Genomic DNA, 23,378 nt, shown 5'->3' on the forward strand with positions numbered 1-23,378 from the left:
CTGCATCTTCCTTAAATCGCTTGTTAAATGTTATTGAATTCACACCTATAAATTTCTCCCTTGTACTCATTTGACAAAGGTAATACTATTTTCGTTTTTGGGCGGCCTAAACGCCTATACCTAAAAAAGAATTTCAAAAATGCTACTGTTGGTTTGTTTCCTGATGGTTTGTCGACTAAATTAGCACCAGACATATTATTGGACGTAAAAAAAACTTCCTTAAAAAGATATTTTGAAATCTTAAGACAATCAGACATAGGGATTGCTGACGATGGTTTAAAAGATACTCCTGGATGGAAAATAGGAGAATATTTACTACGAGGTAAAGCTGTGGTAACAACGCCCTTAAATATTGTAGTTGAAAATTTTCAAGAGCATACCAATTATGAATATTTATCCAGCCGTTCCTCTTATATAGAGCTGCCTGACAAAATAGAATATTTGCTGAATGATAAAAAATACCTTGAAGTAGGTCATAATAATTTGCAATGGAGTGCCGAATATTTACATCCAAAGAATTATATAAAACGGATTTTGGCTGTAACCAAGAAGTAGATCAGTTTAAAAAGGGAACTGGCATTGAATTAATAGGGTGAATTAAAAATGATAAAAAGAATAGTAGTTCGTTTTGAACAAGCCATTATGTATGGGTTTATAAATTTAATTCTATTTCTCAGGATTTCAAATAAAATTTATTTGCCAGGGTATTCAATTCCAATAAATGTTAGGCCTAAGTCAAGTGATTTATTAACATTTCATCAGGTATTTACATTCAAAGAATATGATATTAATTTTGGATTTATTCCGAAAATCATCATTGACGCTGGTGCAAATATTGGTTTAGCCGCTGTTTATTTTAATAGAAAATATCCAAATGCAAAAATAATAGCAATTGAGCCTGAAAAATCTAATTTTGAAATTCTCAAAATGAATTGCAAACATTATAAAAACATATATCTGCATAAAAGGGCATTGTCTAGTCAGTCCAATCTTACTTTAAATGTAATAGATAAAGGATACGGGAATTGGGGATTTGTTACTGAAATCGATAGTGATGAGAGTTTTGAAAATATTGTAGATACTGTTATAACTATAACAATAGATGAAATACTAAATGAAAATAGTTTGGAGTATATTGATTTATTAAAAATTGATATTGAAGGAGGAGAAAAACTCCTTTTTGAAAGCAATTATGAAAATTGGATTCCCAAAACTAAATGTATCGTAATTGAACTTCATGATGGAATTAAAATGGGAAGTTCAAATAGTTTTTTTAAAGCAATAAGCAGATTTAATTTTTCATATCACAACAGAGGAGAAAACTTAGTTTTTATGAACAGAGATATTTTATGAAATTAAATTTAAAAAAGGTTCTATTATCGCTTCTATTTTTTGTCATTGTATTACTTACCATGATCAATTATAGAACCCCCTTTTTGCGTCAAGATGGTGGAGGTTGGTCTGTGGGTTATGGCTCATCGACTCGTTTTCCAGAGAAAATGGTTATTGATGCCAAGGCTATTTATTCCATCGCAAATCTGAAAGCGCAAAACGACAGTACGGTTTTTCTTGCTGACCCATTTTTTGTGAAAGAGAAAGATACGTTTTACCTGTTTTTTGAACATAAAAAAACCAAAACCGAAGCCGATATTAGTTTGCTAACTTCCGTTGATGGTAAGAGTTACCAATATCGAGGAACAGTTTTGACCCAAAAATTTCATTTGTCCTACCCACAAGTTTTCAAGTACAAGAATGATTTTTATATGGTTCCGGAGACCAAACAGGCCAATGCGGTTTTATTGTACAAAGCCCACCGTTTCCCTTTTGATTGGAAGGTTTGCGACACCTTGATTGCTAATGTGCAACTCGTAGATCCTTCGCTCTATTTGTCGGACACACTCAATATTATGGTGGCCACTGATTATGCCAAAAATATGTATGTCTATGAAGCGGACTCTTTGTTTGGAAAATGGAAGTTGCACCGAGAACCCATTGCTTTAATCGGTACAGAATCCAGGGCAGGAGGACGGTTTTTTGCAGATGCAAAAGGATTGATTTTACCGGTTCAAGATTTTTCAAACGGCTATGGCTGTGGCCTCTCGCTTTATCGTTTTTCATTTAAGAACGGCAAATATACAGTGAAACGAGAAAAGAAGAATTATTTAACGGCTCAAGTCAACCTAAAAGAATTTAATGCAGGCATGCATCAATTGGACATACAGAAGTTAGATACCAATCACTATTATTATGTGTATGATGGTAATCGGTTGAATAGTAATTCAAAAAGTATTAACATTTGGGGTCCTTTGAAATGGAATTATTTGGATTTAAAAAGTTGGTTTTTGATAAAATAGTGCAGTCATTAGCAGTTAGCCTCTATTTTGCAAAGTAAATAAGGATACCTTTGGAAGGATCAATATGGAATCAACAAAATAATTAGCGTTAAAACAGTTATAAATGAAAAAAGAAGAGCAAGTCTATTTCAATTTAATCCTTTTCCACGCGGTCTTAGGATTTTTGGTGTATTTATTTCCTTTTGTCTCCAAAATATATGGCTATGCTATTTTTATTGTGGGATTTTTTTACGTCTTGAAAAAACAAAACAAGGGGAACGAAGCCTTGATTGTTGCCGCTTATGTGGTAGGTAGTGAAGTTTTTTTGAGAATGACGGGAGGTAACCCTACTTATGAAATTTCCAAATACGGGGTGATGGTTTTTATTTTTATGGGAATGTATTATAGTGGGTTCTCCAAAAGCGCTACCCCCTATTGGATTTTTTTATTACTGTTAGTGCCAGGTGTGGTTTTGACTACTTTTGTGCTCAATTTTGATACCAATATGAAGAATGCCATCGCCTTTAATATCTCTGGTCCTGTTTGTTTGGCGGTAGCCTCTATTTATACCTACAGAAGAAAGATTCCCTTAGAACAGATGAATGCCATTTTACTCAGTATGGGACTGCCTATTGTAGCTTGTATGGTGTATCTGACTTTTTATACCCCACGTTTACAAGACATTATTACTAGTACGCAATCTAATGCACAAGCTTCAGGGGGTTTTGGCCCGAATCAGGTGGCCACTGTTTTAGGGCTGGGCATGTTTATCTTTTTCTCCAGAACCATTCTGGAGTCCCGGACGAAATTTATGTTGGCGCTCAACCTTTTAATAGCTGTCAATATGAGTTATCGGGGGATGGTGACTTTTTCTAGGGGCGGAATGATTACGGGTCTGCTGATGATTATTTTGTTGTTGCTGTTCCTTTACTACAAATCCAACTATACCGGAAGGGTCAAGCTCAATTATATTTTAGTGTTTATTGGGGTGGCAATGGTCGTGACCTGGACTTATACTTCTTTTCAAACCGGGGGACTCATCGATAAGCGGTATGCCAACCAGGATGCCAGAGGAAGGGCAAAGGAATCTAACTTTACGGGTAGAGAGGATGTAGCCCTGGGGGAAATCAATGCTTTTCTGAACAACCCCATCTTTGGCGTGGGTGTGGGTAAAGGAGTGGAGGTACGAAAAGCGGAAACCGGAGATGGGACTTTGTCTCATGATGAAATCACTCGTATGCTTGCCGAGCACGGTTCCTTGGGGATTGTGGGTTTGCTAATCTTATTTTTTACGCCTTTAGTTTTATATGTCGAGAACAAATTCAATATGTTCCTGCTGTGTTTTTTAGCGTTCTGGTTCTTGACCATCAATCATGCCGCGATGCGCACCGCTGCACCAGCCTTTGTGTATTCGTTGTCGTTGCTGAATGTTTATTTTGAGAAGAAGGGATAGGAAGCGGTTATCTGGTTAATCGCTTAATTGGTTATTCGGTTAATTGATGTTTGTTATTTGTCTTTTGGGGATTGTCAGTTAGGGTTTTGTGTTAATCGGATCATTCATAAATCTGCTCCCGATAGCTATCGGGCAATGTCATTAAGTTAAGGATTCGCCCCTCGTCTGTTCGAGGTATAATTTTTATTCTAAAAAAAGCAATATAAAATGACGTAATGAAACGAAAATGTTTTTAGAATGCCCGCCCATAGACTGTGAGGGTCGAGCGTTAGAACAGTACAGTGAACTGTTTTAGCGAAGGAGCCAGCCGGCGCTTGGGAAAAGAAAATTAAAAACACATTGTTCTATCGATAAGTAGAATTTTAATTAAAAAACCGCTTTTTTTCTTACAATTGCATTTTGTTATTTAATTGATAATCATATAATTAACAAATAACGTCAATGGTAGTGATTTTTAAAGCCAGACAGATGTGGAATGAATACAAAAAGGTAATGCTTTAAAAATTATATAGAGAACCTTACATAGCAAAAAGACTTCTCGATACTCCCGAAGTTTCGGGATTGAATAGCAAAGCTATCGCATTACTATTCAAAATCACTTGAAGAGACGTCCAAATTGTCTTAACTTAATGACATTGTGCTATCGGGACTGCCACCTGTCTTCTGTTCAGTTATTGAACCACTAACCGATAACCGATAACCGATAACTGAAAACTGATAACTGATAACTGACAACCGATAACTGAAAACTGAAAACTGAAAACTGAAAACCGATAACTGATAACTGACAACCGATAACTGACAACCGATAACTGACAACCGCTAAATCACCCCACTTCCACCACATTCAAAACATTAAATGCGCCATTGCGCAAAGAATACTGTACGCCATTAACCTCCTGAAAAAATTCAATCAACAGCAAGTACAAAAGTGTTCCAGTCCCCGAGGGCACAGCTTCAGGTGTTAAAATAAGGGTGGATATTGTAGCATCGAGTTCCAAAATAGTCGTGGGACTATAACTACTCTCAAAAATACCCGTTTCAAAATCAAGATTCACAAAGGCAGAACCAAAACTAACATGCGTTGCCCCTTCTGGAATCCCTAACTGATCTAAGGGACAAAAATTCGCAATAGTGATGACTCCAGTAGCCAAATCTACCGTATAAAGAGCATGCAAAACAGAGGACAAGGGAGCATGAACATTAAAATCAAACCCTTTCAAAAGCAATCTGCCCTCCAGGCTATCTATTCCCAAACGAACTATGCGTTTCCCCCGTGCCGAACTGCCATCATAATTCTTAATAAGATTCATAACTTTAAGCATACGACTGGAGAGTTTAGAGTCTTTAGCCCGATGCAGCAATGGACTAATAAATTGCCGAAGCAGTTTACCTGATTTGGCATTCAAGCCAAACTCACTCAAATTTTCTCTCGTGCGCACAAAAGCAGGGTCATTCATAATTCTGCTTTTGCTTACCCCACTTTTAGTTTTCACCAAATAGCCGTCAGCTGTTTTGTAAAACGTAAGGCCATCAAACGTGCCTTTCAACCTAATAATACCTGTTAACTTTCCCATAATTTTGAGGTTTTAAATGAATAATACCCCAAAACTAAAGATCGGTTCTCAGTGCCACAAGAACTAGGTACCGTTCCAAAGCCAACGGAAGTATTTAGTGTATTCCTGCATTTAATACGGAATATATACCCAATTACCATTAAATGAGATTTCACTATTTATTACTAAAAACAAAAAGAAATACTGTTTTTACCGTTTATCTTCTTTCTATCATTGAAAATTCCCCTCCTTTGGAGGGGTGTCCGCAGGACGGGGTGGCAAAACTCGTTCAAAACGGGACAGCAGGACGGGACAAACCAATAACTCTTCCCTACCTTCCCGCAACCTTCCCGCAATCTTCCCCCTACCTTCCCGCAACCTTCCCGCAACAAGCCGCAATAAAATTCGGATAGCTATTCACTCCAAAACAGACTCCATAACTCATAACCAATAACCTGCACTAAAGAACTTATTAACAAATAGGTCACTTTGTAACACTTCATTTTACCTCGATTTGATATCCAAATTATTTTTTGCTTCATCAAAAACATAAAAAAGGGTTGATTTTAGTCGATTTTGTTGTTTAGGTTCGAATCCCTACTTTTTAACACTGTTAAAAACTTTCCTATGCGGTTACGAAATAGATTGCTAATTTTATATTGAATACCAAATCAATCAGCCTACAAATCAAGGAGAATGAACAGAATAGTAATTTACACCGCCGACATTATGGTACTTACCGATAAGAGTGAAAGTTATGCTCGTAAAGAAATCCAAAACCTGAAAAAGGTACTTAACAAGGAAAAACACCAAAAAGTAACCATAAAGGAATATTGCCAATACTATGGTTTTAATATTGATGAAGTTCTGTCAGTTTTGTCCAAAAAGAGCCTGAAAAAAGCAGACTAATTAATACAGTACTAAAGCGTTCGATTGCTTATTAAGACACTAAGGAGCGAATTTTTATTGGCTATGAATTGAGGAAAAATCCTTCCTATAAAATGCTTTATCTCTAATCATATAAATTGACTTTTGTGGTCAACCTATATCAGGGAAGTACACAGAACAGATAACAGATAACGGACAACTGATAACCGATAACTCTACCCCCTCTTCTTCGCCTTGGTCATCATTTCTAGTTGACCCCATAATTCCTCTGGGATGGCTTCCAGAATATTGAATTCACCAGCGCCTTTCAACCATTCGCCACCGTCAATCACTATGATTATTGTACATTTAAAGTTCTAAAATTTTTCTTAAAATTGCAGTATCAATTGTGTTGTATTCCCCTTTATTATAAATTGAACCAAAAACTAAATTTGCATCATTTATTGAAATTATGGTTTCGTGTGTGATGATTCTACCACCACCACTAGAACCTTTCCCTTTAGATTTTATGGCAATTTTTATTTTTTAAAACCATCTCCTAAATCTGTTGCTAGCTTTAATTCTTTGTCAATATTATCAAGTAAATTTTGTAAATCTGTTTTTAATGAAGGATATTTTTTTAAGAGTGGTTTCACTTCTTTTTTAAAATTATCGTGCAAAATCACATTATATTTCATCTAAAAAGGATTGTAGTGTTTGACCTTGTGTTTTTCCTGATGATAATTGTTTCATTTCTATGGCGGTCTTTTTAAGTTTATTCAAAAATTTTTTTTCTTTTAGACTTAAAGTTTTTTTGTTTTGTTGAATAGGAGTTTCTAAAAACTCTACATATGACAAGGTTTTTGCATACTCTACAAACATTTTTGCTTGTTTGCTGTTCTCTTTTATTTTTATAGTTACCATAATACTAGATTTTGAAACACAAATGTATTAATAATATTGATAAGTGTGAAGTAATCAGGTACTGTTAAACACCTCCTAATTAATAGGATTGCAAAATATAGTAACAAATACATCTATTTTTCAGTGCTCAAGCATCTGTAATCTGAATACTGTTAACTCCTTTTTTTTGACTTGATCATCATTTCCAATTGATCCCATAATTCCTCAGGAATCGCTTCAAGAATATTGAATTCACCAGCGCCTTTCAGCCATTCACCACCATCGATAACGATCACTTCGCCGTTGAGGTAAGCCGAAAAATCGGATACCAAATAAGCGGCGAGATTCGCTAATTCTTGATGATCGCCCACTCTTCCCAAAGGGACTTTTTTGGCCATATCAAACTTTTCGGCTAAGTCTCCAGGCAACAATCGGTCCCAAGCTCCTTGGGTAGGAAAAGGTCCTGGGGCAATAGCATTGGAACGAATGCCATATTTAGCCCATTCTACTGCAAGACTGCGGGTCATTGCCAGAACGCCCGCTTTGGCAGCAGCACTAGGTACCACATAAGCTGAGCCTGTAAATGCATAGGTAGTAACAATATTCAAAATGGTTGCCGAGGCTTGTTTGGTCTCTATCCAATGTTTTCCAAAAGCCAGAGTACAGTTTTTAGAGCCTTTCAGTACAATGTCAATCACGGTATCGAATGCATTGGCCGATAATCTTTCGGTTGGCGATATAAAATTCCCTGCAGCATTGTTAAGTAATACATCGACTTTGCCATACGCTTTTAGGACTTCTTGCAGCATGTTTTCAACTTGGTCGTAATGACGTACATCACATTGAACTGCTATGCAGGTTCCTCCCGTTTCGGCTTCAAGTGCAGCGGCTGTGGTTTGCAGTTTTTCTAAATCACGGGAACTGATTGCTACTTGTGCTCCGAGTTCCATAAAATAACGGGTCATTGCTTTGCCAAGACCACTACCGCCACCGGTTACTACAATTACTTTGCCTTTTAAGGCATCATCGCGAAGCATTTTTGCTGAGAAATCCATATCGTATTTTTTTTAGAGTTGTAAATATAGGGAAAAATAATTAGTAGGCGTGCATAGTAAAAGTATTTATGCAACCCGCATTTGAACTCAAACCATAAAGCTTTTTTTAAACCATTAAGAAATTAAGAGGCATTAAGTTTTACTGTTTCTTATTTACTTAAAAATTTATTTTTGACTTTACTTTTTTAGAAACAAGTTTATTAAACCTTACACAATCTTTTCGCGGCTTCTGCGAGTGTAGCATTGTCTTTGGCGAAGCAAAATCGAATTAGTTTTTGGTCTTTTCCATCGGCATAAAAAGTTGAAATGGGAATCGCTGCCACGCCATGTTCTACAATTAGTCGTTTGCAAAAATCTACATCATTTTCATTGGAAATAGCCACATAAGAAGCCACCTGGAAGTAGGTTCCTTCGCAAGGTATTAATTGGAAACGGCTGTTTTGGATTAGTTTTCTAAAATAGTCTCGCTTTTCCTGATAAAAATTTCCCAGTTGTGATACATCGACCAAATCTAAATATTCACTGATAGCGACTTGGGCAATGCTGTTCACGCTAAAAACCATAAATTGGTGTACTTTTTTGATTTCTATCATCAAATTTTCGGGTGCAACGAGATATCCTACTTTCCAACCGGTGATGTGAAAGGATTTGCCAAAAGAAGAAATCACTACCGCACGATTTCGGAGTTTCTCCCGAGAATGTACCGAAATATGGTGCTGTTCGAAAGTGATGTACTCATAAACTTCATCAGAAAGTACAATGACTTTGGGGTATTTCTGCAGTATTGATTCTAATGCTTCAAAATCAGTTTCATTCCAGATTTTCCCTGTTGGATTATGTGGATTGTTTATGATTATCATTTTGGTTTTTGAGGAAAACGCTTTTTCGATTCGGTCCCAATTGGGCGTATAATCATCATTTAATGGTACACGAACCGGCTTGGCATTGCAAAGAAAAATAGCCGATTCATAACTATCGTAACAAGGGTCCAGAAGAATTACTTCATCATTGGACTGAATAAGTGCCGTAACAGCGGTGAAAATGCCTTGAGTTGCGCCAGCCGTAACTAGAATTTCGGTTTCTGGTTCAAGGTTTCTTTGATAGGATTTGGAAACAAGCTGTGCTATTTTGCTCAATAATGGGGGATACCCTGCCATCGGGAGATACTGATGCACATTTTCTTTTGCCAAACTAGCGACAATATCGGATAGTCTGGGGTCAATTTCAAAGTTGGGAAATCCTTGAGAAAGGTTTATGGCATTGTATTCGGTTGCCATTTTTGACATTATTGTGAAGATACTGGTTCCTATTAGAGGTAGCTTGAACATATGTTGTTTGAATTAAACCTGACAGGTTTTTAAAACCTGTCAGGTTTAGGTTAGGCTAGTAATATCTCCAATATGCTTGTGGCAGCTTCGCTAATTTTGGTTCCTGGACCAAAAACAGCTACTGCTCCCGCATCGAACAAGAATTGGTAATCTTGGGTAGGAATTACGCCCCCAACGATCACCATAATGTCTTCGCGACCGTGTTTTTTGAGTTCTTCGATGACTTGAGGAACAAGCGTTTTGTGTCCTGCTGCGAGTGAAGAAACTCCAAGGATATGCACATCGTTTTCTACAGCTTGCTTTGCGGCTTCGATTGGGGTTTGAAAAAGAGGTCCTATATCGACATCAAAACCCAAATCGGCGTAACCTGTGGCGACCACTTTGGCACCACGATCGTGTCCGTCTTGTCCCATTTTGGCAATCATAATTCTTGGTCGACGGCCTTCTTTTAGGGCAAATTCGTCGGCCAGTTGTTTGGCTTTCTCGAAGCTTTTGTCGTCTTTTATTTCTTTGCTGTACACGCCGCTAAAGGATTTAATTTGTGCTTTGTATCTTCCGAAAACAGTTTCTAAGGCATCGCTAATTTCGCCTAAAGTGGCTCGGTGTCGCGCTGCTTCGACTGCAATATTGAGTAGATTGCCTTCGCCAGTTTGGGCACATAGGGTTAGTTTTTTTAATGAAAGTTGTACCTGTTGAGTGTCTCTAGATGCTTTAATTCGTTCTAATTGTTCGATTTGCTGTTTGCGTACCATTTGGTTATCGACATCAAGAATTTGCAAAGGATCTTCTTTTTCTAATCGGTATTTATTGACTCCTACAATGATATCTTGGCTGCTGTCGATTCGCGCTTGTTTTCTGGCTGCGGCTTCTTCGATTCTAAGTTTTGGTATTCCCGATTCGATGGCTTTGGTCATTCCGCCCAATTCTTCGACTTCTTCGATGAGTTTCCAAGCATTTTGGGCTATTTCATTGGTGAGGCTTTCGACATAAAAACTGCCTGCCCAAGGATCTACTGTTTTGCATATTTTAGTTTCTTCCTGCAAATAGATTTGGGTGTTTCTGGCAATTCTGGCCGAGAAATCCGTTGGCAAAGCGATGGCTTCGTCCAAGGCGTTAGTATGAAGTGATTGGGTTCCTCCGAAAGCGGCAGCGGCAGCCTCGATAGTAGTTCGAGCTACATTGTTGAACGGATCTTGCATCGTCAAACTCCAACCAGAAGTTTGGCAATGTGTACGCAAGGCTAACGATTTATCGTCTTTTGGGTTGAATTGTTTCACCAGTTTTGCCCAAATCATTCGTCCAGCTCGCATTTTGGCAATTTCCATAAAATGATTCATACCAATTGCCCAGAAAAAGGAGAGTCGAGGAGCAAAGTCATCGATTTTCATTCCTGTAGCCAGTCCAGTTCGGATGTATTCTAAACCGTCGGCAAGGGTGTACGCCAATTCGATATCTGCAGTAGCTCCGGCTTCTTGCATATGATAACCAGAGATAGAAATCGAGTTGAATTTTGGCATATTTTTGCTGGTAAATTCAAAAATATCGGCAATAATTTTCATCGAAGGTGTTGGTGGATAAATGTAGGTATTACGTACCATAAACTCCTTTAAAATGTCATTCTGAATGGTTCCAGAAAGTTGTACGGGTTGCACTCCTTGTTCTTCGGCTGCGACAATGTAGAAAGCCATAATGGGCAAAACCGCTCCGTTCATTGTCATAGAAACCGACATTTCACCTAAAGGGATTTGGTCAAACAATACTTTCATATCTTCAACCGAATCGATGGCGACGCCTGCTTTTCCGACATCGCCTACTACGCGTTCGTGGTCGGAGTCGTATCCGCGGTGGGTTGGTAAATCGAAGGCTATGGATAGCCCTTTTTGTCCTGCTGCCAAGTTTCTGCGGTAAAAAGCATTGCTTTCTTCAGCAGTTGAAAAACCTGCGTATTGCCGAATCGTCCAAGGTCGGCGAACGTACATTGTGGCGTAGGGCCCACGTAAGTTCGGTGCAAATCCTGCTCCAAAATCGAGATGTTCGAGGTTCTCAATGTCTTCTTCGGAGTAGGTTGATTTTAGTTTAATATCTTCGGCGGTGAGGAAGGTTGCTTCATCTGATTGGTCACTTCCGGCTTCCAGCTTCCAGCTTCCAGCTTCCGACTTTTCTAATTTTATATGTTGGATATTTTTTCTCATTTCTACTTGATTTAGATAGTTTGTAGAATAATGGTTTAATAATTTTTTCTATTTTGCCAAATTTTGGAATTCCTTGAGGTATGAACTATAGCTTTTACTACTATTTCTTTTTTATCGATTTCAAAATGTATTAAGTACGGGAATGTTTGTGTCAAAGCAACTCTTGTTTCGTCATATCTAATTTGATATAAATGCGGCTTGACTCTTATAATTTTCATTTCATCATTTATAGATTTTAAGAAACGTTTTCCTAGATTTTTTTGAATAGTTTCATACCAAGAAGCAATTTATTCAAGATCATTTTTAGCTAAAGGAAGTATAGTAAGTTTATAGTTCATTCTCAATTTCCTTCATCACTTCATCAAAATCTAAGGCAATTTTTGGGTTTTTAAAATAAGCTATTGTCCGTTCCCGTACTTCATCAATTTGCCATTGCGGAATTTTATACTCTGAGGAAGAAGGCAAAATAATTACATCAACTTCATCGGCATTGAAATCATCAGGTAGCGTAATGTTTATTTTGTGATTTTTTACTTTAACAGTTTGTCTTATTGCTTCCATAAGTTTTATTTTATATGTAAATTTAGCTATTTTTTTGAAATTCAGCCATCTAACTTATGATTTCCCACTTCTCATTTTTGCTTTGTCGGTTCGCCTTTCAGGCTCGGGTCAATAATTTTAAATTTCCACTTTCTACTTGTGTAATTCGAATTGAGCCCTTCGATAATTCCTGCACTTATTGTGGTCCCTGCTCCGATTGCAAAGAGGCTAAATGCGGACTCATTTCCTTGTGCTGCTCCAACTATCGATGCTCCAACAATGGCTAAGCCTGAAAACAGGAAGACCGTTTTTACTGTTCCAAGGGATTTTGGTTGGGTTTTAATGCTTTGTAAACTATCCATTTTGATGGACTGATTGTTGACCGTAAAGTTGAGACTGTCTATTATTTTTAGATTTCCAATCCATTTTTTATGGTTTAATGTTCTTATTTTGATGCGTTGGTTTTCTTCAAAAACTTTTACTTTGCCTGTCTTGATGTTGGTTAACTCCAAGGTTTTATGCTGAGAGAAAGCTGTAAAAGAAATTAATAATAGGATAAGGTAGATGCGTTTTTTCATTAGGTAGGTTAAGATTTGTTTTCTTCTTTGAGTCTTTCTTGTTCCAGTGTTTCAGCCAATCTTTTTTCGATGATTGGTGAAATCAGCGTTTTTCTAGGTTTAATTTTTATGAAAGGATACAATTCGAGATTGTCTTTCATACTGTCTTTTTTGTTGGGATATTTGTTGGTTCCCAGTAAAATCTCTTTGCCAGCATCGAATAGTTCTTGCTCTTTATCGGCGCTTTCTTGAATTTTTCTTTTGATGATTCCTTCATTGAGTTGTTTTAAGAAACCGCCATTGGCTTCGATATCTTTAAACAGCGTTAATGCTTTTTCGGCTAGTTGGCTGGTGAGACTCTCGATATAATAACTTCCATCAGCAGGATTATCAACTTTATCGAAATGGCTTTCGTGTTTGAGCACCAATAATTGATTTCTCGCTATTCGGTCCCCAAATTCGTTGTCTTTGTGGTAAAGAGAATCATAAGGTAAATTGGCAATTACATCGGCGCCTCCTAGTATGGCACTCATACATTCAGTAGTCGTACGCAACATATTAACATTATAATCGTAAAGAGTTTTGTTGCGTTTGGTTGGTGACACCACAATATGGCAATCGTGATTGTGGTTGTATTCTTTGGCAATTCTATTGAATAAAAGTCTCAAAGAACGTAGTTTGGCAATTTCAAAAAAGTAATTGGTTCCTACTGAGACTTCAAAAACAATGGGTCGATTGAGGTTTGGGATGATGTTGAAATATTCGTTGGCTTGTGCCAATGCATAGGCGATTTGTTGTACCATATTGGCACCAGCATTTTGGTAAAGATTAGCATTTATAGAAATGACAGAAAGGTTTGGAGCCGCTGTTGCAATTGAATTTAGCGTATCGAAATTTGTTTTTTCTTTGGTAGTAAACCAATTGCCCTCTTTAGCTAATTGGCCTATAGGATCGAGGGTACAGTATATTGTTGCTTTGTTTTCTTTAGCAAAAGCTTCTATTTTTTTGATGTAGTCTAACGAAAGAAAAGAAAGATTGAAATAGATTGTAATGCGGTCTAAAGGGAGATTTTGCAGTAGTTTTGCAATATCTATTTTTTCGTCTTCGATAGTAAAGCGAATACATTCAGCTCCACGGTTGATGCTATCTATGGCTCTAGCATTCGATTTTTCGAGATCTTGAACGAAGATGTTTTGGCAAATTCTAAAATCTGATGCTTTTGTTTGTAAAGTGGGACCGCTAACGAATTCATCTTTGTGGTAAAAGGGTTTTACTTGAATGTCTTCGGGTGAATTCCACACTAGGGTTTCGTTGTAATCGGCTCCTTTGAGTTCGAACTGGATTTGTTGTTTCCATTGTTTGGAGGAAACGGGGTTGAAATCATTGAATAAATTTTTCATTTGCTGGGCTCGGTATTAAATTCGTTTCCTTAGAAAATTTACTATTGACAACTGCTAGGTACAATTCCGGATACATTGGAATCACTCGAAAAGACGTTTAATGCAACTTAGTTTTAATCTATTTTTTAACGTCTTTTTCGATCGTGTCGCCTTCAAATTCTATGATATAGACATCTTCGCTGTCTTTTTTCATATAGTATTTTTCGCGGGCATACTTTTCGGTTTGATCAGGGTTTTTTAGTTTTTTTATGTTTTCCTTGTCTTTGTTTATTTCGTTTTGGTAGTATTCTTTATTGTCCTCGAGTTCTTGTATTTGCTTGTTGAGAACACGATGACCGTAATAGGAATAGTTGTCTAGAAATACCATCCAAATCACAAACGACAACAATACCCAAATGTATTTGTTGCTTAAGAATTTGAACCAAGGTTTGTCTTTGTATGGGTTTGTCATTAGTTAGTTGGTTGTTTTAGCCCCGATAGAGCCGATATCCTTTGTGAGGCACGAACAAAGATAAAGGCGAAAGCGGGAAATAGCTCCCCCCTTCGATAAGCTTTGGGTGACACTATTTGAACATTAAATTATGCAATAAAGTTACAAAAAATTTATAGAATTCGTTGATTAATTACTGCTCGAACTACATCTATGGCGACGGTGTTGTACTTGTCGTTTGGGATGATGATGTCGGCAAAGGCTTTGGTGTTTTCTATAAATTGTTGATGCATTGGTTTTAGGGTGGTTTGGTAGCGATTGAGTACTTCCTCCATATCGCGGCCGCGTTCGGCGATGTCGCGCTTCAATCTTCGGATTAAGCGCTCGTCAGAATCGGCGTGGACGAAGATTTTGATGTCAAACAAATCGCGAAGTTCTGGATTCGAAAGAATTAGTATGCCTTCGACAATCATTACTTTCCTAGGATGTGTGACAATGGTGTCGTCGGTACGGTTGTGTATGGCAAAGGAATAAACGGGCTGATTGATGGTTTTTCCTGCTTTTAGATCCTTGAGATGTGCTACCAATAGATCGAAATCAATGGCTCTAGGGTGATCAAAGTTGGTTTTAGACCGCTCTTCGTAGCTTTCTACTGTGGAAGCTTTGTAATAGGAATCTTGGGCAATTATTCCTACTTCGGTATGGGGTAATTCATTCATTATTTGATGAACTACGGTTGTTTTTCCGGAGCCTGTACCTCCTGCAATTCCTATGATGAGCATATGTTATGGTATTATTATTTGAACAAAAATAAGGAATTATTGATTTAGATTGATGAATTATTCTTCAGATCCTTGACTAAACTACTGGTGAAATACAAAATGGCAAGCCCACCCAAACTGATGCACAACCACATAAACCAGGATTGCTGCCAGAACGATTGATTTTTTGTTTGATTTTCTATGGAAGAAATGTGCTTTATATCATAAATTTTAGCTTCGGGGAGGGTGCTGTCGAGGCTTTTTTTGAAATTTTCTAGATCGTAAGCTGGGCTTTGTAATTTTGGGTTTTGGGTCGTGATGGTATATTTTTCATTGGCTTTCAAATCGGCAATTACCGCAATTTGATTTTGAAAAAATTGTATTTTGTTAAAAGTCAAAGGCGGATTGTCTTGATTTTCTATTTCGATGAACCGTTCTTTTTCAAAAAATTGTGGAATGGCAATGCTGTTTTTTTGGCTGGAATTCAATTCGAAAGCGAATAGCATTTCTCGGTACGTTGTAGGTTTTCGTTTTATTTGCTCTTTTTTATTGATGTAAATGGTTGCATTGCGTTTGTATAAATTCGGACTTTCGATCTTGAAGTTTATTTGATTAACAATTTGTGGGCGATTGAAGGTTATACTAATTCTGGTTTTTTTTTCGGCTGGAATTTGCTCCAATTTGATTTTGTCAGGGGTAATTTCGTCCTTTGTTGCAGCATTGGTTTTAAAGGAGATATAGCCAATTTTCAAGACATTAATGGGTAGAGTTTTCTTGTCATTAAAATCAATTTTTAGGTAACGATAGGAGCTAAGCGGAAAGCGAATTGGTTTTAATACACTTGTAGCATTGTTGTTTTCGAGTCCATTTAAAAGTGAATTATTGATTAAACCAAACCATTCTTTTTGGTCGTTGCTGCCGCTGATGCTGTAGGTTTTCGTAACATCGGCATTAGTGACGGAAAGCACTATTTCATCTATAGTCGCTTTTGGGTTTTCGAAAATCAGGGTTGTTTTGTTCTTGGGAATAACTGTTTTCGAAATTATTTTGCATTCTACAAAGCTGTTTGAAACAGCTTGGGTATTGCCCTGCGAGATATAATAGGGTACTTCGATACCTATGGCATCCAATATCCTGAAATCACCTAATTCTTCTTTGGAAAAAGATCGAATTTCTGTCGGTAGTACTATTTTGTGTAAGCCATTTTCCTTTACGGTTTCGATTTTTGCCGTGGTTTTGTGTTGTGCCAATAAAAGGTTTGACACAAACAGAAAGAATATAAATTTAATCAGTTTCATCGGATTCTGCAGGTTTGTGGTCGTCTTGTATCAAGACTTTCAATTTTTGGTACACAAATGAAATAATCAGGATTAGAATTCCCAGCAGGATAAAGGCTATGATTTTACCCGTTTCAGAAGCGTTGCTGATGTCGAATAAAAATAATTTCAGAATAGTAATTCCTAATAAAGATAAGGCTACAATCCGCAGGGTTTTGGTACGTTTTCGGATTCCGATAATCAGAAAGACGAATGCAAGAATCCCCCAAAGAATGGGGTATCCTGTTTTTATAACTTGGTTTCGTGTTTGTTGTATTAAATAATAAGCTACTGCTGTGCTATTTGTTGTTTCGTTCGGAGCGTGGTATAAATTACTTGATTGAACATCTTGAGCAGTAACCGGAGAATTAGAAAAGAACTGGCTGTGCAGCATCAATTCTGTACTAGCGATATAAATGATGAAAAAGGCAGCGATCCAAACCACAATTTTCTTTTGGAATAGTTCGATAACTGGATTTTCTTTGTTGATTTGGTACAATTGATAACCAAAGTATAGTACAATTAGTAGCGAAATATAATGCAAATAGAAGCCTATTTGTTGTTGAATTCCCGTCGCGATGTACTGACTGTGCTCATAAAAAGGATAATTCGAGAACCAAAATGCAAATACTACTATATTGATTATGGCAATAATTGAAGCTAGCTGGTAATTGATTTTGGTTTTGCACAAGCCATAAAAGACTGCAGCACTAAAAACAAGATGATACAAATTGGGCAAAGTAGCAGCGGAATTAATTCCAATAATTCGATTAGTTGCTTGAAAACTTACTTCAAATAGACCTACAAAATAGCTGATGATTATTCCCGTAAACCAAAGTGAATTTCGGTATTTTTTTGGGTTGAATATAAAACCAAATTGCTCCAGCTCTTCCTCTTCGTTTTTTAATATATAGTGTACCGCAAATAGCGAAACCACTGCAAAAATCCCAGTGATGCAAATTTTGTTGAACAGGATATTTAGTGAAGGTTCTGACTTGTAAATTGCGCTCCAATCCATCAATAAACTTCCAATCATCAAGACGTGGACGATTATAGAGGCAAAGCGATAGTAGGTAATTTTCGATTTTTGTCCCAGCCACATTAGCATAACGGCTTCTGCTGCCCAGAATAAGGTGATGTAATTCCCTTCAAATTGGATTGGAATGGCTAAGGTGATAAACGTAAGGGTCAAGCCTACTAATAGATAAATCGCAGTTTTGTCCAGTCCAAATTTTTTGTACAAAAACCAAGCGTAACCAAAGTTGAGTGCTCCTAAAGAAGCGGTAAATAGTCCTTTGAGCTCAGGATGAAATGGTGTTAAAACAGCCATTCCTACACCATAAAAAAGGAAGGTATTGCTAGCTAGAATGCTTAATTCTATAGGGGAGAAAAGCCCTTTTGTTCGTACATTATTGATGATATTGATGCCTACAAACACCAAGTAAAATGAAAATCCAAAAAATAATGCACCAAGATAATGTGGTGTTTTTTCGTCAAGGTCTTTGAACAACCAAACGCCATATAAAATGACAGTGAAAACATAGGAAAGAATGTTGATAATCCCCCATTTTTTGTAATAGGCCAAGGCTAGAATTCCGATGTTTAGGATGAGGATATACGTGAATAAGGTCAAGTAATTTCCTGTGCCGGTGCTTACCATAAAAGGAACTGCAAAGCCACCAATTAGGGATAAAACGGCTAGTTCTTTTCGGTCGTAAGACAAAGAGATAAAACAACTGAATATGGTAATCAAAACCATAATTACAAAGGCTGTTGTCTGTCCGAATAACTGGTAGCTGTGAAAAGCTATCGCAATAGTAAAATAGAAAACAGAGATTGCTCCCGCTACAAAAACGGAACTGAAAGCCGCGTATTTTTTTCGCAATTTATGGGCTATTCCCATAATCAAAGCTCCGGATAACATTCCAATTCCCACACGTGCCGGTTCATTGATCCAGTCTTTGTCTATTGCATATTTCACGAAATAACTAATGCCCAAAACGAGAATCAGAATTCCGATTTTGTTGATGAGATTTTCGCCAATAAACTTTTCTAAATCGGGATTGTTTTCCCGGAAGTTTTCCCAAAAAGTCTTGGTTGGCTCTTGGGGAATATAAACTTTAGGTTCTGGTACTTGTTCTTGGAGTTTTGGAGCTGATGCATTGTCCATCGAGTAGGCCATTTTTTCAGACTCGATTTCTTTATTGATTGGGTCGAAAACCAACGATTCTGTATTTTCAAAAACCACAGCTGGTTTTACTTCTTCTGGAATGACTTGTGGTTTGGCGGGTTCTGGAGAAGGGGCAAGTTTTTCAGGCGGCTTTTCAGTAGCCTGTAATTGGTCTATTTTGTTGAATACCTCTTTGAATTTCCGGTCGATTTTATCTTCAATGTTGCTCTCAATTTCGTTTAGTTTTGAGTCTAAAGTACTTTTGATATAGAACAAGAAAGCAATAACTAATACTACTCCAAAAACTTCCATAACAGTGTTTCTTTTAAAATTACCAATTGTAAAGATACGATTATATAAAAAACAGACGTGCTATTTTTCTTAATTTTCGTGACTTTCGCTCAATAGATATATTGATCTTTATTCTTCTTCTCTGTTCTCTTTTAAAGCAATCGCAGTTGTTTTGATGTAAACGTCTTGCTGCGGAAAAGGAATCTCAATAGCATTGAGTTTAAAAATTTCATCAATGTTAATGATTAAATCGCTTTTTACATCGTTGCCATAATTGAAATGAGGCACCCAAAATTTAATTACAAAATCGATGGAACTGTCACCAAATTGCGTTACCCAAATTAAAGGTTCCGGGTTTTGTAAAATCAAAGAATGTTGGTTTATAACTTCTCGTATTAATGATTTGGCTAATTTTAAATTGGTCCCATAGGCGACGCCCACTTTAATTTCATAGCGTCTTTTTGAACTTCCCATAGTCCAGTTTGTCATATGTTGACTCAAAATATCCCCGTTTGGGACGATGATATCGGCTCCGTCCCAAGTGGTAACAACGCTGCTTCGGATGCCAATGGATTTCATTGTGCCTGTTTGTCCACTTATTTCTATGATATCATCGATATTTACCGGTTTTTCGAAGGCAATAATCAATCCGCTGACCAAATTATTGACTAACCCTTGTAAACCAAAACCAATACCAACACCTAAAGCACCGATAATCACCGTAAGTCGATCGGTGGGAATTCCTGTAATGGCAAATGCAAATGTGATTCCAATGGTGATAATGGCAATTCTAACTAATAAAATCCAACTGCCAAGGGGTTTACTTTTGTCTTTTTCTTGGTTGTTATTTGTCGTGGTAGCTGCCAAAAAGGATACTATTTTCGCAATATAAAAAGAGGCAATAATTACAAAAAAGAAAATCAAAATACTTTCATAAGAATAGGTAAAGGTTCCAAATGTTTTTTCTTCAGAAAAAGTGTCTAAAAGGGGTTGTATTTGGCTTTGAAAAGAGTAGGAGTTTCGGTTGATAATGTATATCCAACTGATAAAAAATAGTAAGTAGGCCCATTTGGTAACTTTATGATTTTCCTGTACCGTTTGATTTATTGGAGTTTTGTTTTCCGATTCTAGGATGTAGTCCGAAAAATTGATGATGTCTGATGTCAGTTGGAAAGTGTAAATAGTTAAAAGCCCAATAAAAATAGTAAAGAGTCCTACAGATATTAGTATTTTGCTGAGATTATAATTACCGTAAATCAAAGATAATATACCTAATATTTCGAATGTAATCATCGCAACGATGACCCATTTATGCGGAGTCTCTTCGGAGTTTTTACTTTTATTTATTCTTGCAAAACCGAATATAATCGCTGCAATTCCTATAAGCAATAGTCCAATAGTCTCTAAAATTGTTTGTCTTAAAATTAAATCATCAAAAATGGTTAAGAATGTCAAAGTCAAGTAAAAAAACCAAGATTTCATTGAAATGAAATCTTTATGTCGATTTAGTAAAAACCACATAGCAATGGCGGCAATTAGCCAAAGTATAGCGGCAAAGATGAAAGGAGGAGGCGGAATCAGTAGTTGTCCAAAAGTTATTGTTATGAGTGTTGCCGTTGCGAAAGGAGCTGTGAAAATTTTTATTTGGTATTTAAATTCATTATAAATATCGGCTTTTTTGTATTTTCTTCTTAAGATAACAATATAGAAGTACAATCCTAATAGGCACAAAACTAGTATTTGAATGATGGAAATATTATTTACGGTATAAAAAGTTAAAACTAGAAATGCTTTTCCAAAAGAGCGTTTTAGTTCTTTGAAAAATGATTTGTGCAAAAGTTCTTTATCGTGAAAAAAGGATACTCTTCTTGAAAAAAGACTGTCCGATTCTGTTTTTCGCGCTATGTTTAATTGTACAATATCTGAATCCAAACGATTTTTGAAAACATTGGCCTTTATTTCTAAAGTTTGAATGCTATCAATTGCATTTTTTACCTTACTATTGGCCTCGTCGATTTCTTTTGTTAGTAGAAGCAAGCGCTGAATGTAATTGTTTTTAGCGATTGAATCGTGCGGCAAGATATAGATTGTTTTTTCTGCTGAGAGCGAATCTAGTTTTTTTTGAATATCACTAAGAGCGAGGTTGTTTTTTTTAATTTTATTGATTTGGTTGTCTGTCCTGTTTATCAATTCATTCAGTAAGATAGAACTAGTAGTAAGATCGCGTATGGATTGTTTGCTGTTTTTGTTTTTTGTAATTCCATCCACTGCAAAGTCTTTCCATTTGAAAAGCAAGTTTATTTCCTTGGTAAATCCTTTGTAATCGAAACCTTGGTCTAAGATATTATTTGCTTTTTGAATTTCTTTGTTGATTAAATTGAAAGTCTTGTTCTGGTCACGAAGGGTGTTGTTATTCTCTAAATTGAGTTGGCTTTTCTTCATTCGGTCCACGACTAGATTTTCAATCACCACTTTCATTGGGATTGGTTTGATTACGGTATCTTTTTGAGTGGTTGTTGGGTTTTGTTCAGCCGGGATTAGATTTTGACACCAAACGGAATTGCTCAAAAAAAATAGTAATAAAAAGACAAGTGAACTAAAATAGTGTTTAGTTTTTGATGGTTTTAAGGAAGTCTTATCGTAGGAGTTCATCTGGAATGGATATAAAATCAACTTTATTTTTGAAAAGATAAAGATAGTAAAATTGCCTTATTAATACTTTATAAAGAAAAGTAAAGATTACAGGGTAACCCTTTTAGAAATAATTAATCAGACATAGACTCCTTACAAGTAAACTTGACAGGCTAAAACCAAAAAATCCCTCCCACAAGTGGAAAGGATTTTGGTGGTCGGGGTGGCAGGATTATTTCTTGATCCAGATATTGAGGAGATGGTGCTCGCCAAAATCCTTTGAGCTACGCTCTGAGTTATTTTTCATTTCAGCCCTTACAAGTATACTTGACAGGCTAAAACCAAAAAATCCCTCCCACAAGTGGAAAGGATTTTGGTGGTCGGGGTGGCAGGATTCGAACCTGCGGCCTCCTGCTCCCAAAGCAGGCGCGATAACCGAGCTACGCTACACCCCGAAAGCGAGTGCAAATGTAAAATTTATTTCGGTCTTTTGCAAGGGATAGAAACAAAATTATATTTATTATATTCATATATTAAAAAATGATTGTTCAACAACGGTAATCAAGCAATTTTCCCTTATTTTTGTAGTTTAAAAAATATTAATTTCACTTATTATGTCTGATACAATCGAAAAAATAAAATGTCTTATTATTGGTTCTGGGCCAGCGGGATATACTGCGGCTATTTATGCTGCTAGAGCTAGTATGAATCCGGTTTTGTACCAAGGAATGCAACCAGGCGGACAACTTACTACAACAAATGAAGTAGAGAATTTCCCCGGATATGTTGATGGAGTTACAGGACCAGAAATGATGATTCAACTGCAAGCGCAGGCTCAACGTTTTGGTGCCGATATTCGCGATGGTTGGGCAACAAAAGTTGATTTTAGTGGTGGAGTCCATAAAGTTTGGATTAATGACACTATCGAATTACACTGCGAAACGGTTATTATTTCAACTGGAGCTTCGGCTAAATATTTAGGTTTGGAATCCGAGCAACATTATCTTAAAATGGGTGGTGGAGTTTCGGCTTGTGCTGTTTGTGATGGGTTTTTCTATAGGAATCAAGAAGTAGTGATTGTTGGAGCGGGAGATTCTGCTTGCGAGGAAGCACACTATTTATCTAAAATGTGTTCCAAAGTAACGATGTTGGTGCGTAGTGATAAGTTCCGTGCTTCGAAAATTATGGAAGCTCGTGTTCGCAAAACCGAAAACATCAACATATTGATGAATCACGATACCGTAGAAATTTTAGGGGATGGTCAAGTAGTGACTGGTGTAAAAGCCAAAAATAAAACCACTGGCGACATATTTGATATTCCTGCTACTGGTTTCTTTGCCGCTATTGGTCACAAACCCAACACCGATATTTTTAAAGATTATCTAACACTGGATGAAACAGGTTATATTGTGAATATTCCGGGAACATCAAAAACAGCTGTGGCCGGTGTTTTTGTAGCTGGAGATGCTGCTGACCACGTGTATCGTCAAGCGATTACTGCAGCAGGAACGGGTTGTATGGCAGCTTTGGATGCCGAAAGGTATTTGGCAGCTTTAGAATAATAGCATTCCATGTAGTACTATAAATTAAAAGCC

The 23,378-nt window shown here is 36.9% G+C and carries 21 protein-coding genes, 1 tRNA gene and 1 pseudogene; 6 read left to right on the plus strand and 17 right to left on the minus strand.

The window, feature by feature from the left end; genetic code table 11:
• Positions 1-60 precede the first annotated feature (60 nt).
• The 4 genes from ACIQ1E_RS00005 to ACIQ1E_RS00020 all read left to right on the plus strand — a co-directional run bounded on the left by ACIQ1E_RS00005 (position 61) and on the right by ACIQ1E_RS00020 (position 3,786).
• On the plus strand, positions 61-555 hold the full coding sequence (locus tag ACIQ1E_RS00005) for a glycosyltransferase (protein WP_396167555.1): 495 nt from the start codon (positions 61-63) through the stop codon (positions 553-555).
• Between the two features lie 48 nt (positions 556-603).
• Complete coding sequence (locus tag ACIQ1E_RS00010; RefSeq protein ID WP_396167557.1) at positions 604-1,353, plus strand: FkbM family methyltransferase; 750 nt, start codon at positions 604-606, stop codon at positions 1,351-1,353.
• Positions 1,350-2,354, plus strand: a complete 1,005-nt coding sequence (locus tag ACIQ1E_RS00015; protein ID WP_396167559.1) for a hypothetical protein — start codon at positions 1,350-1,352, stop codon at positions 2,352-2,354. The genes ACIQ1E_RS00010 and ACIQ1E_RS00015 overlap by 4 nt, the downstream gene beginning before the upstream one ends.
• Positions 2,355-2,457: 103 nt before the next feature.
• On the plus strand, positions 2,458-3,786 hold the full coding sequence (locus ACIQ1E_RS00020; RefSeq protein ID WP_396167562.1) for an O-antigen ligase family protein: 1,329 nt from the start codon (positions 2,458-2,460) through the stop codon (positions 3,784-3,786).
• A gap of 827 nt (positions 3,787-4,613) precedes the next feature.
• Here ACIQ1E_RS00020 and ACIQ1E_RS00025 read toward each other — a convergent pair.
• Entirely contained in the window at positions 4,614-5,363 is a 750-nt protein-coding gene (locus tag ACIQ1E_RS00025; protein WP_396167564.1) for a hypothetical protein, read from the minus strand.
• A gap of 675 nt (positions 5,364-6,038) precedes the next feature.
• Here ACIQ1E_RS00025 and ACIQ1E_RS00030 point away from each other — a divergent pair.
• Positions 6,039-6,251 (plus strand): hypothetical protein, encoded by a 213-nt coding sequence (locus ACIQ1E_RS00030; RefSeq protein WP_396167566.1) that lies wholly within the window; start codon positions 6,039-6,041, stop codon positions 6,249-6,251.
• Between the two features lie 194 nt (positions 6,252-6,445).
• Here the strand turns inward: ACIQ1E_RS00030 and ACIQ1E_RS00035 are convergent.
• The 16 genes and pseudogenes from ACIQ1E_RS00035 to ACIQ1E_RS00110 form a co-directional block, all read right to left on the minus strand.
• Positions 6,446-6,568 (minus strand): annotated as a pseudogene (locus ACIQ1E_RS00035) (short-chain dehydrogenase); the annotation flags it as partial.
• 180 nt (positions 6,569-6,748) lie between these two features.
• On the minus strand, positions 6,749-6,907 hold the full coding sequence (locus ACIQ1E_RS00040; protein WP_396167568.1) for a hypothetical protein: 159 nt from the start codon (positions 6,905-6,907) through the stop codon (positions 6,749-6,751).
• Positions 6,897-7,133, minus strand: coding sequence for a hypothetical protein (locus ACIQ1E_RS00045; protein WP_396167570.1), 237 nt, complete (start codon positions 7,131-7,133; stop codon positions 6,897-6,899). Before ACIQ1E_RS00045 ends, ACIQ1E_RS00040 begins: the two co-directional genes overlap by 11 nt.
• A 152-nt stretch (positions 7,134-7,285) precedes the next feature.
• Complete coding sequence (locus tag ACIQ1E_RS00050; protein ID WP_396167571.1) at positions 7,286-8,167, minus strand: SDR family oxidoreductase; 882 nt, start codon at positions 8,165-8,167, stop codon at positions 7,286-7,288.
• Positions 8,168-8,367: 200 nt separating this feature from the next.
• Positions 8,368-9,495 carry a methionine aminotransferase gene (locus ACIQ1E_RS00055; RefSeq protein ID WP_396167573.1) on the minus strand — a complete coding sequence of 376 codons (1,128 nt, stop codon included), beginning with the start codon at positions 9,493-9,495 and terminating at the stop codon, positions 8,368-8,370.
• 50 nt (positions 9,496-9,545) lie between these two features.
• Complete coding sequence (gene scpA / locus ACIQ1E_RS00060) at positions 9,546-11,687, minus strand: methylmalonyl-CoA mutase (protein ID WP_396167575.1); 2,142 nt, start codon at positions 11,685-11,687, stop codon at positions 9,546-9,548.
• A gap of 35 nt (positions 11,688-11,722) precedes the next feature.
• On the minus strand, positions 11,723-11,974 hold the full coding sequence (locus tag ACIQ1E_RS00065; RefSeq protein ID WP_396167735.1) for a type II toxin-antitoxin system RelE/ParE family toxin: 252 nt from the start codon (positions 11,972-11,974) through the stop codon (positions 11,723-11,725).
• 40 nt (positions 11,975-12,014) lie between these two features.
• On the minus strand, positions 12,015-12,248 hold the full coding sequence (locus ACIQ1E_RS00070) for a hypothetical protein (RefSeq protein ID WP_396167577.1): 234 nt from the start codon (positions 12,246-12,248) through the stop codon (positions 12,015-12,017).
• 71 nt (positions 12,249-12,319) lie between these two features.
• Positions 12,320-12,805, minus strand: coding sequence for a hypothetical protein (locus ACIQ1E_RS00075; RefSeq protein WP_396167579.1), 486 nt, complete (start codon positions 12,803-12,805; stop codon positions 12,320-12,322).
• Between the two features lie 8 nt (positions 12,806-12,813).
• Positions 12,814-14,184 carry a methylmalonyl-CoA mutase subunit beta gene (locus ACIQ1E_RS00080; RefSeq protein ID WP_396167580.1) on the minus strand — a complete coding sequence of 457 codons (1,371 nt, stop codon included), beginning with the start codon at positions 14,182-14,184 and terminating at the stop codon, positions 12,814-12,816.
• A gap of 118 nt (positions 14,185-14,302) precedes the next feature.
• Complete coding sequence (locus tag ACIQ1E_RS00085; protein ID WP_396167581.1) at positions 14,303-14,635, minus strand: septum formation initiator family protein; 333 nt, start codon at positions 14,633-14,635, stop codon at positions 14,303-14,305.
• A gap of 152 nt (positions 14,636-14,787) precedes the next feature.
• Complete coding sequence (gene udk, locus ACIQ1E_RS00090; protein WP_396167583.1) at positions 14,788-15,396, minus strand: uridine kinase; 609 nt, start codon at positions 15,394-15,396, stop codon at positions 14,788-14,790.
• Positions 15,397-15,440: 44 nt separating this feature from the next.
• Entirely contained in the window at positions 15,441-16,673 is a 1,233-nt protein-coding gene (locus tag ACIQ1E_RS00095) for a hypothetical protein (RefSeq protein WP_396167585.1), read from the minus strand.
• Complete coding sequence (locus tag ACIQ1E_RS00100) at positions 16,660-19,173, minus strand: DUF2339 domain-containing protein (RefSeq protein WP_396167587.1); 2,514 nt, start codon at positions 19,171-19,173, stop codon at positions 16,660-16,662. The genes ACIQ1E_RS00095 and ACIQ1E_RS00100 overlap by 14 nt, the downstream gene beginning before the upstream one ends.
• A gap of 108 nt (positions 19,174-19,281) precedes the next feature.
• Positions 19,282-21,720: a mechanosensitive ion channel domain-containing protein gene (locus ACIQ1E_RS00105; protein ID WP_396167590.1), complete on the minus strand. Its 2,439-nt coding sequence runs from the start codon at positions 21,718-21,720 to the stop codon at positions 19,282-19,284.
• A gap of 440 nt (positions 21,721-22,160) precedes the next feature.
• A tRNA-Pro gene (locus ACIQ1E_RS00110) sits at positions 22,161-22,238 on the minus strand.
• 159 nt (positions 22,239-22,397) lie between these two features.
• Here ACIQ1E_RS00110 and trxB point away from each other — a divergent pair.
• Positions 22,398-23,345, plus strand: a complete 948-nt coding sequence (trxB, locus tag ACIQ1E_RS00115; RefSeq protein ID WP_396167592.1) for a thioredoxin-disulfide reductase — start codon at positions 22,398-22,400, stop codon at positions 23,343-23,345.
• Positions 23,346-23,378: the final 33 nt, after the last annotated feature.

The organism is Flavobacterium sp. (assembly GCF_044348915.1).
Taxonomy (GTDB): Bacteria; Bacteroidota; Bacteroidia; order Flavobacteriales; family Flavobacteriaceae; genus Flavobacterium.

Excerpts from the sequence above, each read along its gene's own strand:
- ACIQ1E_RS00010 (WP_396167557.1), top strand. The coding sequence starts at position 604 with ATGATAAAAAGAATAGTAGTTCGTTTTGAACAAGCCATTATGTATGGG.
- ACIQ1E_RS00015 (WP_396167559.1), top strand. The coding sequence starts at position 1,350 with ATGAAATTAAATTTAAAAAAGGTTCTATTATCGCTTCTATTTTTTGTC.
- ACIQ1E_RS00020 (WP_396167562.1), top strand. The coding sequence starts at position 2,458 with ATGAAAAAAGAAGAGCAAGTCTATTTCAATTTAATCCTTTTCCACGCG.
- ACIQ1E_RS00025 (WP_396167564.1), bottom strand. The coding sequence starts at position 5,363 with ATGGGAAAGTTAACAGGTATTATTAGGTTGAAAGGCACGTTTGATGGC.
- ACIQ1E_RS00030 (WP_396167566.1), top strand. The coding sequence starts at position 6,039 with ATGAACAGAATAGTAATTTACACCGCCGACATTATGGTACTTACCGAT.
- ACIQ1E_RS00040 (WP_396167568.1), bottom strand. The coding sequence starts at position 6,907 with ATGAAATATAATGTGATTTTGCACGATAATTTTAAAAAAGAAGTGAAA.
- ACIQ1E_RS00045 (WP_396167570.1), bottom strand. The coding sequence starts at position 7,133 with ATGGTAACTATAAAAATAAAAGAGAACAGCAAACAAGCAAAAATGTTT.
- ACIQ1E_RS00050 (WP_396167571.1), bottom strand. The coding sequence starts at position 8,167 with ATGGATTTCTCAGCAAAAATGCTTCGCGATGATGCCTTAAAAGGCAAA.
- ACIQ1E_RS00055 (WP_396167573.1), bottom strand. The coding sequence starts at position 9,495 with ATGTTCAAGCTACCTCTAATAGGAACCAGTATCTTCACAATAATGTCA.
- scpA (WP_396167575.1), bottom strand. The coding sequence starts at position 11,687 with ATGAGAAAAAATATCCAACATATAAAATTAGAAAAGTCGGAAGCTGGA.
- ACIQ1E_RS00070 (WP_396167577.1), bottom strand. The coding sequence starts at position 12,248 with ATGGAAGCAATAAGACAAACTGTTAAAGTAAAAAATCACAAAATAAAC.
- ACIQ1E_RS00075 (WP_396167579.1), bottom strand. The coding sequence starts at position 12,805 with ATGAAAAAACGCATCTACCTTATCCTATTATTAATTTCTTTTACAGCT.
- ACIQ1E_RS00080 (WP_396167580.1), bottom strand. The coding sequence starts at position 14,184 with ATGAAAAATTTATTCAATGATTTCAACCCCGTTTCCTCCAAACAATGG.
- ACIQ1E_RS00085 (WP_396167581.1), bottom strand. The coding sequence starts at position 14,635 with ATGACAAACCCATACAAAGACAAACCTTGGTTCAAATTCTTAAGCAAC.
- udk (WP_396167583.1), bottom strand. The coding sequence starts at position 15,396 with ATGCTCATCATAGGAATTGCAGGAGGTACAGGCTCCGGAAAAACAACC.
- ACIQ1E_RS00095 (WP_396167585.1), bottom strand. The coding sequence starts at position 16,673 with ATGAAACTGATTAAATTTATATTCTTTCTGTTTGTGTCAAACCTTTTA.
- ACIQ1E_RS00100 (WP_396167587.1), bottom strand. The coding sequence starts at position 19,173 with ATGGAAGTTTTTGGAGTAGTATTAGTTATTGCTTTCTTGTTCTATATC.
- trxB (WP_396167592.1), top strand. The coding sequence starts at position 22,398 with ATGTCTGATACAATCGAAAAAATAAAATGTCTTATTATTGGTTCTGGG.